13 protein-coding genes are annotated in these 13,647 nt (G+C 65.4%); 1 reads left to right on the forward strand and 12 read right to left on the reverse strand.

Annotated features, from left to right (window positions below; all coding sequences use genetic code 11):
* Positions 1–63 precede the first annotated feature (63 nt).
* Entirely contained in the window at positions 64–444 is a 381-nt protein-coding gene (rplS, locus tag ASD71_RS17840) for a 50S ribosomal protein L19 (RefSeq protein ID WP_056567581.1), read from the reverse strand.
* Between the two features lie 320 nt (positions 445–764).
* Here rplS and ASD71_RS17845 point away from each other — a divergent pair, with 320 nt between their 5' ends.
* Complete coding sequence (locus tag ASD71_RS17845) at positions 765–1,637, forward strand: DMT family transporter (RefSeq protein WP_056567584.1); 873 nt, start codon at positions 765–767, stop codon at positions 1,635–1,637.
* A gap of 17 nt (positions 1,638–1,654) precedes the next feature.
* On the opposite strand, the gene ASD71_RS17850 is transcribed toward ASD71_RS17845, so the two are convergent.
* From ASD71_RS17850 to aspT, 11 genes are all read right to left on the reverse strand, one after another.
* Positions 1,655–2,182 (reverse strand): hypothetical protein, encoded by a 528-nt coding sequence (locus ASD71_RS17850; RefSeq protein ID WP_056567587.1) that lies wholly within the window; start codon positions 2,180–2,182, stop codon positions 1,655–1,657.
* A gap of 76 nt (positions 2,183–2,258) precedes the next feature.
* A complete protein-coding gene (locus ASD71_RS17855) occupies positions 2,259–3,704 on the reverse strand; it encodes a PA0069 family radical SAM protein (protein WP_056567590.1) in 1,446 nt (481 codons plus the stop codon).
* Between the two features lie 212 nt (positions 3,705–3,916).
* Positions 3,917–5,215: a sulfate adenylyltransferase subunit 1 gene (locus tag ASD71_RS17860; RefSeq protein WP_056567593.1), complete on the reverse strand. Its 1,299-nt coding sequence runs from the start codon at positions 5,213–5,215 to the stop codon at positions 3,917–3,919.
* A 42-nt stretch (positions 5,216–5,257) separates the two neighbouring features.
* Positions 5,258–6,166 carry a sulfate adenylyltransferase subunit CysD gene (cysD, locus tag ASD71_RS17865; protein ID WP_056567596.1) on the reverse strand — a complete coding sequence of 303 codons (909 nt, stop codon included), beginning with the start codon at positions 6,164–6,166 and terminating at the stop codon, positions 5,258–5,260.
* Between the two features lie 10 nt (positions 6,167–6,176).
* The gene (locus tag ASD71_RS17870; RefSeq protein WP_056567599.1) at positions 6,177–6,917 is read right to left on the reverse strand and encodes a phosphoadenylyl-sulfate reductase; all 741 of its coding nucleotides are present in this window, start codon (positions 6,915–6,917) and stop codon (positions 6,177–6,179) included.
* Entirely contained in the window at positions 6,914–7,978 is a 1,065-nt protein-coding gene (locus ASD71_RS17875; protein ID WP_056567602.1) for a sulfate/molybdate ABC transporter ATP-binding protein, read from the reverse strand. The genes ASD71_RS17870 and ASD71_RS17875 overlap by 4 nt, the downstream gene beginning before the upstream one ends.
* Positions 7,979–8,005: 27 nt before the next feature.
* A complete protein-coding gene (gene cysW / locus ASD71_RS17880; protein WP_056567606.1) occupies positions 8,006–8,905 on the reverse strand; it encodes a sulfate ABC transporter permease subunit CysW in 900 nt (299 codons plus the stop codon).
* Positions 8,902–9,792, reverse strand: a complete 891-nt coding sequence (gene cysT / locus ASD71_RS17885; protein WP_056567609.1) for a sulfate ABC transporter permease subunit CysT — start codon at positions 9,790–9,792, stop codon at positions 8,902–8,904. Before cysT ends, cysW begins: the two co-directional genes overlap by 4 nt.
* 24 nt (positions 9,793–9,816) lie before the next feature.
* Positions 9,817–10,845 (reverse strand): sulfate ABC transporter substrate-binding protein, encoded by a 1,029-nt coding sequence (locus tag ASD71_RS17890; protein ID WP_056567611.1) that lies wholly within the window; start codon positions 10,843–10,845, stop codon positions 9,817–9,819.
* Positions 10,846–11,058: 213 nt separating this feature from the next.
* Positions 11,059–11,700 (reverse strand): peroxiredoxin, encoded by a 642-nt coding sequence (locus tag ASD71_RS17895; RefSeq protein ID WP_056567613.1) that lies wholly within the window; start codon positions 11,698–11,700, stop codon positions 11,059–11,061.
* 210 nt (positions 11,701–11,910) lie between these two features.
* On the reverse strand, positions 11,911–13,611 hold the full coding sequence (aspT, locus tag ASD71_RS17900) for an aspartate-alanine antiporter (RefSeq protein WP_056567616.1): 1,701 nt from the start codon (positions 13,609–13,611) through the stop codon (positions 11,911–11,913).
* Between the last annotated feature and the right edge of the window lie 36 nt (positions 13,612–13,647).

Below are 13,647 nucleotides of genomic sequence, written 5' to 3' on the forward strand. Positions count from 1 at the left end.
CCGGACGGAAACGCGGATTGGCGTGAACGTCCGACACTGTCAGGGCCGTGTACCGATAAGCGATCAAGCCGCGGAGGCTTGCTTGCTGACCAGCTTTTCCTTGATGCGAGCCGACTTGCCCGAGCGCGAGCGCAGGTAGTACAGCTTGGCGCGGCGCACGTCGCCGCGGCGCTTCACTTCGATGCTGGCGATTTGCGGCGAGTACAGCTGGAACGTACGTTCCACGGCTTCACCCGACGAAATCTTGCGCACGGTGAACGCGGAGTTCAGGCCGCGATTGCGCTTGGCGATAACAACGCCTTCGAAAGCCTGCACGCGCTTGCGGGTGCCTTCAACGACGTTGACGCTCACGATGACGGTGTCACCAGGAGCAAATTCAGGCTTGGCTTGACCGCCGGTCAGACGGGCAATTTCTTCCTGTTCCAGGATAGCGATGAGGTTCATGTGAACTCCTAGATCATCATGTCTTTGCGGACTAAAACTATTTGCCGATCAATGTTGTGTGCATGGCGACGTTCTCAGCAGTTGTCCGCAGTTATCAGTAACGCGGATTCCCTTTGAGCTGGGCTTCGAGCCTGAACTTTGAACCTGGGCTGTGTACCTATGTCGCGATGCTATGCCGCAAGCAGAGGATGAGATTTGGCAAACCAATGATTCTACACCAAAAATTCCCCAGAGCCTCGGGTAACATGTGCGCCTTCAGCAAGGTTTGCGGTACCCTTCCAACTCCCTGTAACAAACACGTCATCTGACGCTGTTCCCTCATGTCGCACTCGTCCCTGATATTGGTCGTCCTGGCGGCAATGGCCCACGCCACGTGGAACCTCCTTGCCAAGCGCGCGGCCATGGTGGGCGCACCGTTCGTGTTTGCCTACGGGCTCTGCGCCTCGGTGCTGTATGCGCCGTGGGTGATCTGGGTGTTGATGCACGACGGCATGAACTGGACCTGGCCGGTTGTCGGCGCGATCCTGACGTCCAGCCTGTTGCATCTGGGCTACAGCCTGTGCCTCCAGCGAGGCTATCAGGTGGCTGACCTGTCCGTGGTGTACCCGATCGCCCGGGGCACTGGCCCCCTGCTTTCCACGACGGGCGCCTTCCTGCTGCTGGGCGAACCCGCCACCAGCACCGGCATCGTCGGCATGTTGTGCGTCGTGGCGGGGGTGCTGCTGATCGCCACCCAAGGACGGCTGGCCATCTTCAAGCAGGCGCAGGCATGGATCGGCGTGCGCTGGGGCGTGGTGATCGGCCTGTTCATCGCGGCCTATACGGTGGTGGACGCGTACGGCGTGAAAGTGCTGCTGATCAGTCCGGTGCTGTTCGATTGGTTTACCTGTGTCACCCGCACCGCCATGATGACCCCGCACATGCTGCGCCGCCCTACGCAATCGTGGGAATCCATGCGAGGACATTGGCACTTGGCGCTGGCCGTGGGTTTTTTGTCGCCGCTGGGGTACATCCTGGTGCTGTATGCGCTGCGCAACGGCGCGCCGCTAAGCCTGGTGGCGCCTGCCCGGGAAATGTCCATGATGCTCGGCACCCTGGCCGGCATGTTCCTGCTGCGGGAAAAAGTGGGCGTGGGGCGTCTGGCCGGTTGCGTGTCCATTCTGGCGGGCGTGATCCTGCTGGGATCGAGCTGAACCCCGCGCCGCGGCCATCAGAAGCCGCCGGCCACGCCCAACCACATCAGGCCGGGGATCATCGCGCCCCAGGCCAACACCAGCACCACGTCCGTGATCATGGCTTTCATCGTGAGCTGGTTTGCCACCGGCTGCGCCTTGGCGTCTCCGATGCTGTGATCACGCGCCACCGCAGCGGCAGACGCCGCCGGGGAGACGGCGGATGCGCCCGCAACGGGGAGCGCCGCGAGGGAGCCGGCTGCAGGTACGTCAGCCGCCGGTGCGCCGGCTACGGTTGCGCCAGCGTCGGGCACACCACCGCCCACTGCTACGCCAGCCCCCCGGGCGCCGCCCGACACTTCCTCGGGCGTGGGCGCCGGCGGGAATGGCCAGCGGGCTGGCATGCGTGTGGCCCGCGCGGGCTGGCCGGATATCGTGCCGTTCCAGGGCATGGCCATGCCTGCCAGGCGGGCGCAGAAGGCCCGAGCGCGGCTGGCGCCGCGGCGCAGCGGATTCAGGGAAACGACGAGCTCATCCGGCAGGACGGAAAAATCAGCGGTGTTCATGGGAACTCCTTGGATAAACGTTCCAGCGCCGGGGCGATTCGCCCTGGCATGCACCCGAGGCAACTGCGGCCTGCGGTCAATCGAACAAAGACAATTGGCCAGCCGCCATGGCGCGCAACTGGCGCGCACCGCGCCCGTATGCGCCGCTGACCGCAGGCAAACCACCAGGAAAAGGGACCCCTGAAGACGCTTTCGCATCAACCGGGGATTGAAAATCGGTAGCGGCGTTGCCGGAGCTGACCGCATTGCCCGTAGCCTCGCCACCCGGCGCCGCGCCATCGAACAGGGACGCCGACGCGCCGGTACCCGCAGGCGGTACAAACCGGCTGCAATCGAGTGACAGGCGCGTACGGTTAAGCCCCAGCTTGCGCGTGGCAACCGTAAAGCGCTGGCGCAGCAGGTCGGCCCAGATGCCCGTGCCGCGCATGCGCGACCCGAAGTTGGGATCGTTGCGGCGGCCGTTGCGCAGGTCTTCGATGCGGTGCAGGACACGTTGCGCGCGGTCCGGGTAATGAGCGTTGAGCCAGTCCTCGAACAGGGTCTTGACCTCCCAGGGCAGGCGCAGGACCGTGTAACTGGCGTAATGGGCGCCAGCCGCCTTGGCCTCTTGGAGGATGTGCTCCATGGACTCGTCGTTGATGAACGGGATGACCGGCGCCACCAGCACGCCCACCGGCACGCCGGCGTCGGTCAGGCTGCGCACCGCTTCCAGGCGGCGCCACGGCGCAGCGGCGCGGGGTTCGAGCGTGCGGGCCATGCCGGCGTCCAGCGTGGTGATGCTGATGTAGACCACCACGAGGTTCTGCTGCGCCAGGGCTGCCAGCAAGTCCAGGTCGCGGGCGACCAGCGCGTTCTTGGTGACGATGGTGACCGGATGGCGGGTTTCGAGCGCGAGTTCGAGCATGCCGCGCGTGAGGCGCCAGTCGCGCTCGATGGGCTGATAGGCGTCGGTGGCCGAGCCGATATTGATGGGCGACGGCTTGTAGCCGGGACGGGCAAGTTCCGCGCGCAGGGCTTCCACGGCATTGGCCTTGGCCACCAGGCGCGTTTCGAAATCCAGCCCCGGCGAATAGCCCAGGTAGGAATGCGTGGGCCGGGCATAGCAGTACACGCAACCGTGCTCGCACCCGCGGTACGGGTTGGCGGCAACGTCAAAAGGGATATCCGGCGAATCGTTGCGCGACAGGATCTTGCGCGCCTCTTCCGCCGTGACCGTGGTCTTGGGTGCGGGCGGCGCGGAGCGCGTGTCGGGCAGGATGGGAATGACGGTGGCGCGGCCAGCGGGGCCTGCAGTCTGCGAGGCTGAGGCGTCGGGGGCTGAACCGTCAAAGGCTGAATCGGGGACGGACTCAACAAAGTCGGCAGGCAGGCCGGAAGCTGACCAGCCGTCGTCGACCTGCACGCGGTCATCGCGCTGAAAGCGATGCCGAACATTAGTAACCGCACCCCGACCGCGCAAGGCGGCGGGGGCGGCAGCCGGGGACCCAGAACCGGCGGGAAAAGAATGATCGGTGCGTGCCATAAAAACTACTGTACAAAAACACAGTGGTTTTGACAAGCACCAAAAGCCTTTTCGTAAGACAGCCCAACTTTACCGCAAGAAGAAGACATCGTCTGAACAATTCGATTTCATCTTGCGAGATGGCCCGGAAACCCGCACCAGCATTGGGTTTGGACGAAAAACAACATAGAAAAACGAGCCCCAGGGGCCCGTTTTTTCACCTGTGTTGCGGTTTACCGCAGCATCCCCGCCGCAGCGGTCTGATGCGTGGTTTCGTCGATCAAAATGAACGCGCCGGTCGCCGCCACATCGTCATAACGATCAACCGCCAACGACTCGCGAGTCGTCAGCGTGACGCGGCCGATGTCGTTCATGCGCAGCGTGCCTTCGGTGTTCTCGACCTCCTGCAGTTCATGAATATCCCGATGCGATAACACGGCACGCACCTTCGCCGACGTAAGCCGCGTGCCCGACTTCAGCAGATATTTGCGCGCGGGATTCAACGCCTGCGCATCCAGCCAGCACAGCTCGGCTTCGAACTCGCGCGACACCTGCGCCGGCGCGGCGGTGTGCACGATCACGTCGCCGCGCGACACGTCGACATCGCGGTCCAGCACCAACGTGATCGAATCGCCGGCCACAGCTTCATCGAGCGCACGATCAAAGGCGCGCACCTCCTGCACCACCGCCGTCACGCCCGACGGCTGCACCGTCACTTCGTCGCCGGGGCGCAGCACGCCACTGGCAACACGGCCGGCATAGCCGCGAAAATCGTCCGCGCGATCGCCGCCATGGCGCGACACCCATTGCACCGGAAAGCGCAGCGGCAAGGTGCGGCCGTCGCCCGACAGGTCCAGCGATTCCAGCAGCGCAAGCAGCGGCTGCCCTTCGTACCAGGGCGTCTTGCCGGACAGCGTGACGACGTTGTCGCCGCTCAGCGCCGACAACGGCAACGCGTCGAAGTGGGGAATGCCCAGCTTGACCGCCAGGTCCGCATAGGCGTCGCGGATGCGTTCGAACACCGCGCGGTCCCAATCCACCAGGTCCATCTTGTTCACCGCGACCACGATGTGGCGGATGCCCAAGAGGCGCGCGATGGTGCTGTGCCGCTTGGTCTGCGGCAGCAGCTTGCCGTCGGCGGCGCGAGTCGCGTCGATCAGGATGACGGCGACGTCCGCGGTGGACGCGCCGGTCACCATGTTGCGCGTGTACTGCTCGTGGCCCGGCGCGTCGGCAATGATGAACTTGCGCGAAGGCGTCGAGAAGTAGCGGTAGGCGACGTCGATGGTGATGCCCTGCTCCCGCTCGGCTTCCAGGCCGTCGGTCAAGAGCGAAAAGTCGATGCCGTCGCCCGCCACGCGCTTGTGCTTGGCGCGTGAAATCGCGTCCAGCTGGTCGGCGAAGACGCCCTTGCTGTCATACAGCAGGCGGCCGATCAGCGTGGATTTGCCATCGTCGACGGAGCCGGCCGTGATCAGGCGCAGCACGCCGGTGTCGGCGCCGGAAAGAAAGGAATCGTTCAGTGCGTTCATGTAGTTCCCCAGACGCCGGCATGCGCCGACGCGTCATCTCATTCAGAAATAGCCTTCCTTCTTGCGGCGCTCCATCGAGGCCTCGGAAGTCTGGTCGTCCATGCGCGTGGCGCCGCGCTCCGTGATGTCCGTCACGGCGGTCTCGGCGATGATGGCCATGGTGTCGGTGGCGTCGGAGGCAACCGGGCACGTGCACGAGATATCGCCCACGGTGCGGAACCGGACGGACAGGCGTTCGACCTGTTCGCCGTCGGCCGGCGGCGTCAGGCGGGTGACCGGCACCAAGAGGCCCTTGCGGCGCACCACCTCGCGCTCATGCGCAAAATAGATCGGGGGCAGCGCCAGCTGTTCGCGCTGGATGTACTGCCAGACGTCCAGCTCGGTCCAATTCGAGATCGGGAAGACGCGCATGTTCTCGCCGCGATGCACGCGGGTGTTGAACAGGTTCCAGAGTTCGGGGCGCTGGGCCTTGGGATCCCACTGGCCGAACTCGTCGCGGAACGAAAAGATGCGTTCCTTGGCCCGAGCCTTTTCCTCATCGCGGCGCGCGCCGCCGATGCAGGCGTCAAACCCGAACTCCTCGATGGCTTCCAGCAGCGTCACCGCCTGCGCCGCGTTGCGCGAATCGGTCTCGCGGCGCAGCACAACGCTGCCGCGCTTGATCGAGTCTTCAACGCTGCGCACGATCAGGGTTTCGCCCAGCTCGGCCGCGCGGGCGTCGCGAAAGGCGATCACCTCGTCGAAGTTGTGGGCGGTGTCGATGTGCATCAGCGGAAACGGAAAGCGCCCCGGCCGGAAGGCCTTTTCGGCCAGGCGCAGCAGCACCACGGAGTCCTTGCCGCCCGAAAAGAGCAGGACAGGCTTTTCACATTCGGCGGCGACTTCGCGCAGGATGAAGATCGCTTCCGATTCCAGCCAATCCAGGTGGCTGCGTTGGATCACGGCAGACATAGGTATTCCCCTAAAACAATTTTGAAATGGTGATGACCCGGTTGCCCGCGTGCAGGCCGCATTCCTTCGAGTCGGACGACTCCCACCACCAGCGCCCTGCCCTCAGGTCTTCGCCGGGGCGGATCGCGCGCGTACAGGGTTCGCAACCGATGGACGGGTAGCCCTGGTCGTGCAGCGGGTTGTAGGGAATGCCGAGCGCGCGGATGGCGGACCAGATCTCGTCCTCGCTCCACTCGGCCAGCGGGTTGAACTTGTAGAGGCCGAAGGTCGCATCGTCCTCTTCCAGCTGCAGCTCGCCGCGCGTCGTGGACTGCGCGCGCCGCTGCCCGGTGATCCAGGCGCCGCGGCCGGACAGCGCACGCTTGAGCGGCTCGACCTTGCGAATCTGGCAACAGGCCTTGCGCAGGTCGACGCTTTCGTAAAAGGCATACGCGCCATGCGCCGCGACGTGTTCGTCGACCGCCGCCTGAACGGGCCGGTACACGGTGACTTCACGGCCGTAGCGCTGACGCACGGCGTCCAGCACGCCCAACGTCTCGGCGTGCAGCCGGCCCGTGTCCAGCGTGAAGACTTCCAGGTCCAGGCCCGAGTCGTAGATGGCATGGGTCAGCACCAAGTCTTCGGCCGCCAGCGACGACGCCAGCGCGGCATCCGGATAACGGCGCTGGATGTCCGCCAGACGCGCCGTCAGATCGCGCCAGCGCGCAGCCAGCGCCGGGGCCAGTTCAACGGAGGTATCGGTCGTCGTCATGGTTGCACCGCGAAGATGCGCGCCCGGCGGGGACGCGCGAGCAGGATCTCGCCGTCCCGCAGGTTGAGCTCCTGGTACAGCGACTCGGGCACCTCGGCCTCGATGATCGCGTCCGTATCCTGGCGCGCCAGTTCCAGATACGCGCTGGGACCGGCCAGATAGGCGTGCGACAGGCGCACCGGGATGCCTTCGGCACCGGCGCGATAACGCTCGACCTCGAATTCGTGCGGCCGTACATAGGCCGTGGCGCGCTGCGCGTCGGCCTGCGCCAGTTCCGGCGCGGGCAGCGACAGGCCGGCGCCTTGGAACACGCCGCGCGTGGCGGTGCCCTGAAGCTGGTTCACGTCGCCCAGGAAGCCGTAGACGAATGGCGTGGCCGGCCCTTCCCAGACCTCGCGGGGCGTGCCCACCTGTTCAATGCGGCCGGCGTTCATCAGCACCACGCGGTCCGAGACCTCCAGCGCCTCTTCCTGGTCGTGCGTGACGAACACGCTGGCCACGTGCAGTTCATCGTGCAGCCGCCGCAGCCAGCGGCGCAGTTCCTTGCGGACCTTGGCGTCCAGGGCGCCAAAGGGCTCGTCCAGCAGCAGCACGCGCGGCTCGACCGCCAGCGCGCGCGCCAGGGCGATGCGCTGGCGCTGCCCGCCGGACAACTGCGCCGGATAGCGGTCGGCCAGCCAGTCCAGCTGCACCAGGCCCAGCAGATCGTGCACCTTGCGCTTGATCTGGTCCTCGGACGGGCGCTGCGAGCGATGCTTCACGCGCAGCCCGAACGCCACGTTCTCGAACACCGTCATGTGCTTGAACAGCGCGTAGTGCTGGAACACGAATCCGACCTGGCGCTGGCGCACGTCAACAGCCGTGGCGTCCTCGCCGGCGAACAGCACGCTGCCCGAATCGGCAGATTCCAGCCCGGCGATGATGCGCAGCAGCGTCGTCTTGCCGCAGCCCGACGGTCCCAGCAGCGCCACCAGTTCGCCGGTCTCGATGTGCAGCGACACGTCGTTCAGCGCGCGGAACTGACCGAACCGCTTGGATAGATTGCGTACTTCGATACTCATGCCTGTCTCCTTGCCCGGGCGGTCGCGTCAGGCGACCGCCGGCTTGATGGCCACCGCGGCGCCGGGGTACTCCACCGGCTGGTCCGCGCCCTGCTGAAGGCGCGCGTTGCGCCACTCGACCACGTTCTTTGCCACCAGCGTCACCAGCGCCAGCAGCGCGAGCAGCGAGGCGACGGCAAACGCCGCGGAATACTGATATTCGTTGTAGAGAATCTCGACGTGCAGCGTCATCGTGTTGGTCAGCCCGCGGATCTGGCCCGACACGACCGACACCGCGCCGAACTCGCCCATGGCCCGTGCATTGCACAGGATCGCGCCGTACAACAAACCCCACTTGATGTTCGGCAGCGTCACGCGCCAGAAGATCTGCCAGCCGCTCGCGCCCAGCGTCAGCGCGGCCTGCTCTTCCTCGCTGCCCTGCGCCTGCATCAGCGGGATCAGCTCGCGCGCCACAAAGGGAAACGTCACGAACAACGTCGCCAGGATGATGCCGGGCACCGCGTAGACGATCTTGATGTCGTGCGCCTGCAGCCATTCGCCAAACCAGCCCTGCGAGCCGAACAGCAGCACGAACACCAGGCCCGCGACCACCGGCGACACTGAGAACGGCAGGTCGATGAGCGTGATGAGGAACTGTTTGCCCCGGAACTGGAACTTGGTAATGGCCCACGCGGCGGCCACGCCGAACACCAGGTTCACCGGCAAGGCGATGGCCGCGACCAGCAGCGTCAGCCGGATCGCCGCCAGGGCGTCGGGCTCGACGATGGCGTCCAGGTACAGCGCCCATCCCTTCCTGAAGGCCTCGGCGAACACGGCCGCCAGCGGCACCAGCAGAAACAGCGCAAGAAATCCCAGCGCGATGAACAGCAGAATGCCGCGCACCCAGCGCGGCTCGGTCAGGTGAGCGGGACGATCCGGTGCGCTCATGACTGCCTCCCCAGGCCGCGGCGCGCCTGCCAGCCCTGCAACAGGTTGATGATGAGGAGCAGCACGAACGACAGCACCAGCATCACGGTCGCGATGGCGGCCGCGCCGGCGTAGTCGAACTGCTCCAGCTTGGAAATGATCAGCAGCGGCGTGATCTCGGACACCATCGGCATGTTGCCGGCGATGAACACCACGGAGCCGTATTCGCCCACCGCGCGCGCGAACGCCAGCGCAAAGCCCGTCATCAGGGCCGGCATGATCGTCGGCAGCAGCACGCGCCGGAAGGTCTGCCAGCGGTCCGCGCCCAGGCTGGCGGCCGCTTCCTCGATCTCGCGCTCCACGTCTTCCAGCACCGGCTGCACCGTGCGCACGACGAACGGCACGCCGATGAAGATGAGCGCAATGACGATGCCCAGCGGCGTGAACGCCACCTTCAGGCCGAACCATTCGGACAGCGGACCGCCCAGCCAGCCCTTCTGCGAATACAGCGCAGTCAGCGCGATGCCCGCCACCGCCGTCGGCAGCGCGAATGGCAGGTCGACCAGCGCATCCAGGATCTTCTTTCCCGGAAAGCGATAGCGCACCAGCACCCACGCGACGACCGTGCCGAACACCAGGTTCACCAGCGCCGCGATGAGCGAGGCGCCAAAGGTCAGCTGGTACGAGGCCATCACGCGGGGCGCGGTCACCGCGTCCCAAAAGCCCTGCCATCCCAGCCCCGCGCTCTTGATGGGCAAGGCGGCCAGCGGGATCAGCACGAGCACGCTGAGATACAGCACCGCGTAGCCCATGGAAATACCGAATCCGGGCAGCACGCCCGGGCTGTTGCGCCGAACGGAAAAAGGCGCTTGCGCGCCGTTTGCCGCCGGGTTCGAGGCTGAAGTCATGGCCGTCGTCCGAACGTTATGCAGTTACTTCTTCTGCGGCTGGTAGATCTGGTCGAAGGTGCCGCCGTCGCTGAAGTGATCCTTCTGCGCCTTGCGCCAGCCGCCGAAGATCTTGTCGTCGATGGTGACGAGCTTGACCTTGGGGAACTTGGCCTCGTATTTGGCGGCGACCGTCTTGTCCAGCGGACGGTAGTAGTTCTTGGCGATGATCTCCTGCGCGGCCGGGGTGTACAGGAATTCCAGATAGGCCTGCGCGGCGACGCGGGTGCCCTTCTTGTCCACGACCTTGTCGACGATGGCCACCGGCGGCTCGGCCAGGATGGACAGCGACGGCACCACGATGTCGAACTTGTCCGGCCCCAGTTCCTCCTGCGCCAGGAAGGCCTCGTTTTCCCAGGCAAGCAGCACGTCGCCCACGCCGCGCTCCACGAACGTCGTGGTGGCGCCGCGCGCGCCGGTATCCAGCACCGGCACGTGCTTGAGCAGGTCGCCGACGAAAGCGCGCGCCTTGTCTTCGCTGCCGCCGTTCTTTTCCAGCGCGTAGGCCCAGGCCGCCAGGTAGTTCCAGCGGGCGCCGCCCGAGGTCTTGGGATTGGGCGTGATGACCTGCACGCCGTCCTTGAGCAGATCGTCCCAGTCCTTGATCTGCTTGGGGTTGCCCTTGCGCACCAGGAACACGATGGTGGACGTATACGGCGAGCTGTTCTGCGGCAGGCGGGCTTGCCAGTTCTCAGGCAAGAGGCCGCGGTCGGCGATGGCGTCGATGTCGTAGGCCAGCGCCAGCGTCACGACGTCGGCTTCCAGCCCGTCGATCACCGAGCGCGCCTGGCGGCCGGAACCGCCGTGCGACTGGCGGATCGTCAGATCGACGTTCGCCTTCTCCTTGTACTGCTTGATGAAGGCGTCATCGATCGCGCGGTAGAGTTCGCGCGTCGGATCGTAAGAAACGTTCAGCAGCGTCTGCTTCTGCTGCGCCTGCGCCGGCGCAATCGCGGCGAATGAAACCGTCACTGCGGCCAAGGCGGCCAACCAACCGGCTTTCCTGAAAGACATCCCTTGCTCCCTGTGATCTGCAATGTGGAGGCAAGTTTGCGTGTAGGCCGATCTGAACGGAACGAATCATTATTTGGTTGCTCATCGCCAAGAGGCATATAGGACAAGCATCCCAACAACGAAAAACCGTCGCGATCCTCTATGAAGATCGCGACGGTTCGGGCGGCGCGGGACCGCGTCCAAGCCGGGGGGGCACCCCCCCATTTTTCGAATTTACTTATTCGGTTGCGGCGTAATGCGCAGGTACGGACGCACGGCCTTGTAGCCCTTCGGGAATTTTTCCTTGATCACCGCTTCGTCCTGCAGGGACGGAACGATGATGACGTCGTCGCCGTCTTCCCAGTTGACCGGCGTGGCCACGCTGTGGCTGTCGGTCAGTTGCAGCGAATCGATGACGCGCAGGATTTCATTGAAATTGCGGCCCGTGCTGGCGGGATACGTGATGGTCAGACGAACCTTCTTATTCGGATCGATGACAAACACCGAGCGCACGGTCGCCGTGGCGCTGGCATTCGGGTGGATCATGTCGTACAGCTCGGAAACCTTGCGGTCCTTGTCGGCGATGATCGGGAAGTTGACCGTCGTCGATTGCGTGTCGTTGATGTCTTCGATCCACTTGGCGTGCGAATCGGCACCATCGACCGACAGGGCCAGGACCTTCACATTGCGCTTGGCAAACTCGTCGGCCAGCTTGGCCGTGTAGCCCAGCTCGGTCGTGCAAACCGGCGTGAAATCGGCCGGATGCGAGAACAGCACCCCCCAGCTGTTGCCCAGATACTCGTGGAAGCGGATCTTGCCAGCCGAGGATTCCTGCTCGAAATCAGGGGCGATGTCGCCCAGGCGTAGTTGACTCATGGTGTCTCCTGTACGGGATTCAGTTGAAGGGGCCGGCTGACCGTCCGGCATGGACTGCAGCGGGCAATAGCGTTTCGCGGCGGTGGGTGCCGGGTGTGACGTCACCGCTTGTGAAACGATTCTTCCATCAAACCTTTAGGCTAGGAAATACGCAAGTCATATAACCTTATGCAATATTCGAAGCCGTCTCATCGGCTGACGCGGAGCGCCTCAACTCAGGTGATACGCCAGGGACACGATGATCGGTCCCAGCACCGGCAGCAGCACATTGGCGATGGCGTAGGTCACCGTGTAGCCCAGAAGCGGCACGGAGCTGCCGCTGGCCGTCAGGATGGCGCTGATGGCCGGTGTACTGACGTGCTGCCCGGCAATGGCGCCCACCAGAAGCGGCCCCTCGATCTTCAGCAGCTTGTGCCCCACCCACAGCGACAGGCACGCCGGTCCCAGCGACACCAGCAGGCCGATCAGCGGCAGCACCGCGCCGTGCTCGCGGATCAGCGACAGCGCATCCGGCCCGGCCGACAAGCCCACGCACGCCACGAAGATCGCCAGACCCAGGTCCTTGAGCAGTTGCACCGCGTGGGCCGGCATGTGCCCGATCGACGGCCGCTTGGCATTGATCCAGCCGCAGACCAGACCGCTGACCAGCGCCCCGCCCCCGCTGCCCAGCGAGACCGGAATCCCCCACAGCCTTGCCCCCAGGCTGCCGATCATCAGCCCGGCCAGAATGCCGAACGCCAGAAAGACCAGGTCCGTCACGCCGCTGCGGCGCAGTTCGGATCCCAGCGCCGCGCCCGCCTCGGAAAGCTCGGGCTGCGCGCCCACCAGCGTGACCAGATCGCCAAACTGCACCACCGTCGCGGGCGTCAGGGGCAGCACATGGCCCGAGCGCGAGATGGATTGCAGGAACACGCCTCGCGCGCGCTGGGCGTTGGGCCGCAGGGCCAGCTCGCCCACCGTGTGGCCGTTCACGGTCTTCTTGCTGACGATGACCTGCAGCTCGCTCAATTGCAGATCATCCGCGTGCGCCTCGGGCAACTGGATTTCCGGGCCGATCACCGACCCGGCCCGCAACGCAAAGCGCCGCAGTCCCAGCACCACGACGATGTCGCCGGTCGCAAGCACATACTCGGGGGTGGCGTCGACCGCCTCGCCGTTGCGCAGGACGCGGCTGATGACGGTGCGCCCGCCCAGCAGGGCCTCGACGTCGCCCACCCGCTTGCCATCGACGTCCTTGACCACGTGGGCGCGTCCCACCAGGCGCGGCAGCGTCGGCAGGCTGGCCTCGTCGTTGTCGCCGGGCGTCGCGCCCAGCTTGGCCTCCAACGCCTTGGACGCCTCGCGCAGGTTGATACGCAGCAGCGCGGGCGCCACCTGGCTGGTGAAGAACACGATGCTGATGAGGCCCACCAGATAGGTCAGCGTGTAGGCCGTGGCGATGTTGGCCTCCATGCGCTGCACTTCCGCGTCCGGCAGCCCCAGGTGCTTGAGCGCCTCGGCGGCGGTGCCCACCACGGCCGATTCGGTGGCTGCGCCCGCGGCCAGGCCTGCAGCGGTGCCGGCATCCAGCCCGAACAGCGGCACGGCTGCCAGCACGATCGTCAGCACCAGCACCGCCTCGATCAGCGGCAGGACCACATAGCGCAGGCTGGACCGGTTGAGATTCGCGAAGAACTGCGGGCCACCGGAGTAGCCCATCGCAAAGATGAACAGGGCAAACGCGACCTCCTTCAGGTCGCCGCGCATCTGGCAGCCCGTCTGGCCGATCAGCAGGGCGACGATAAGCGTGCCGCACACGCCGCCAAGCTGAATCGGCCCGACCTTCAGCTTGCCGATCAGGTATCCCAGACCCACCGTGACGAACAGCACCGCGATGGGAACGCTATTGAAAAACCCGACCGAACACGTCATGAGTTCACGCCGCCCTGTTGTTGCCTACTGTGCAAT

Origin of the sequence: Achromobacter sp. Root565 (assembly GCF_001427425.1) — a bacterium.
In the GTDB taxonomy this organism is placed as follows: domain Bacteria; phylum Pseudomonadota; class Gammaproteobacteria; order Burkholderiales; family Burkholderiaceae_B; genus Achromobacter; species Achromobacter spanius_D.

Excerpts from the sequence above, each read along its gene's own strand:
- rplS (WP_056567581.1), bottom strand. The coding sequence starts at position 444 with ATGAACCTCATCGCTATCCTGGAACAGGAAGAAATTGCCCGTCTGACC.
- ASD71_RS17845 (WP_056567584.1), top strand. The coding sequence starts at position 765 with ATGTCGCACTCGTCCCTGATATTGGTCGTCCTGGCGGCAATGGCCCAC.
- ASD71_RS17850 (WP_056567587.1), bottom strand. The coding sequence starts at position 2,182 with ATGAACACCGCTGATTTTTCCGTCCTGCCGGATGAGCTCGTCGTTTCC.
- ASD71_RS17855 (WP_056567590.1), bottom strand. The coding sequence starts at position 3,704 with ATGGCACGCACCGATCATTCTTTTCCCGCCGGTTCTGGGTCCCCGGCT.
- ASD71_RS17860 (WP_056567593.1), bottom strand. The coding sequence starts at position 5,215 with ATGAACGCACTGAACGATTCCTTTCTTTCCGGCGCCGACACCGGCGTG.
- cysD (WP_056567596.1), bottom strand. The coding sequence starts at position 6,166 with ATGTCTGCCGTGATCCAACGCAGCCACCTGGATTGGCTGGAATCGGAA.
- ASD71_RS17870 (WP_056567599.1), bottom strand. The coding sequence starts at position 6,917 with ATGACGACGACCGATACCTCCGTTGAACTGGCCCCGGCGCTGGCTGCG.
- ASD71_RS17875 (WP_056567602.1), bottom strand. The coding sequence starts at position 7,978 with ATGAGTATCGAAGTACGCAATCTATCCAAGCGGTTCGGTCAGTTCCGC.
- cysW (WP_056567606.1), bottom strand. The coding sequence starts at position 8,905 with ATGAGCGCACCGGATCGTCCCGCTCACCTGACCGAGCCGCGCTGGGTG.
- cysT (WP_056567609.1), bottom strand. The coding sequence starts at position 9,792 with ATGACTTCAGCCTCGAACCCGGCGGCAAACGGCGCGCAAGCGCCTTTT.
- ASD71_RS17890 (WP_056567611.1), bottom strand. The coding sequence starts at position 10,845 with ATGTCTTTCAGGAAAGCCGGTTGGTTGGCCGCCTTGGCCGCAGTGACG.
- ASD71_RS17895 (WP_056567613.1), bottom strand. The coding sequence starts at position 11,700 with ATGAGTCAACTACGCCTGGGCGACATCGCCCCTGATTTCGAGCAGGAA.
- aspT (WP_056567616.1), bottom strand. The coding sequence starts at position 13,611 with ATGACGTGTTCGGTCGGGTTTTTCAATAGCGTTCCCATCGCGGTGCTG.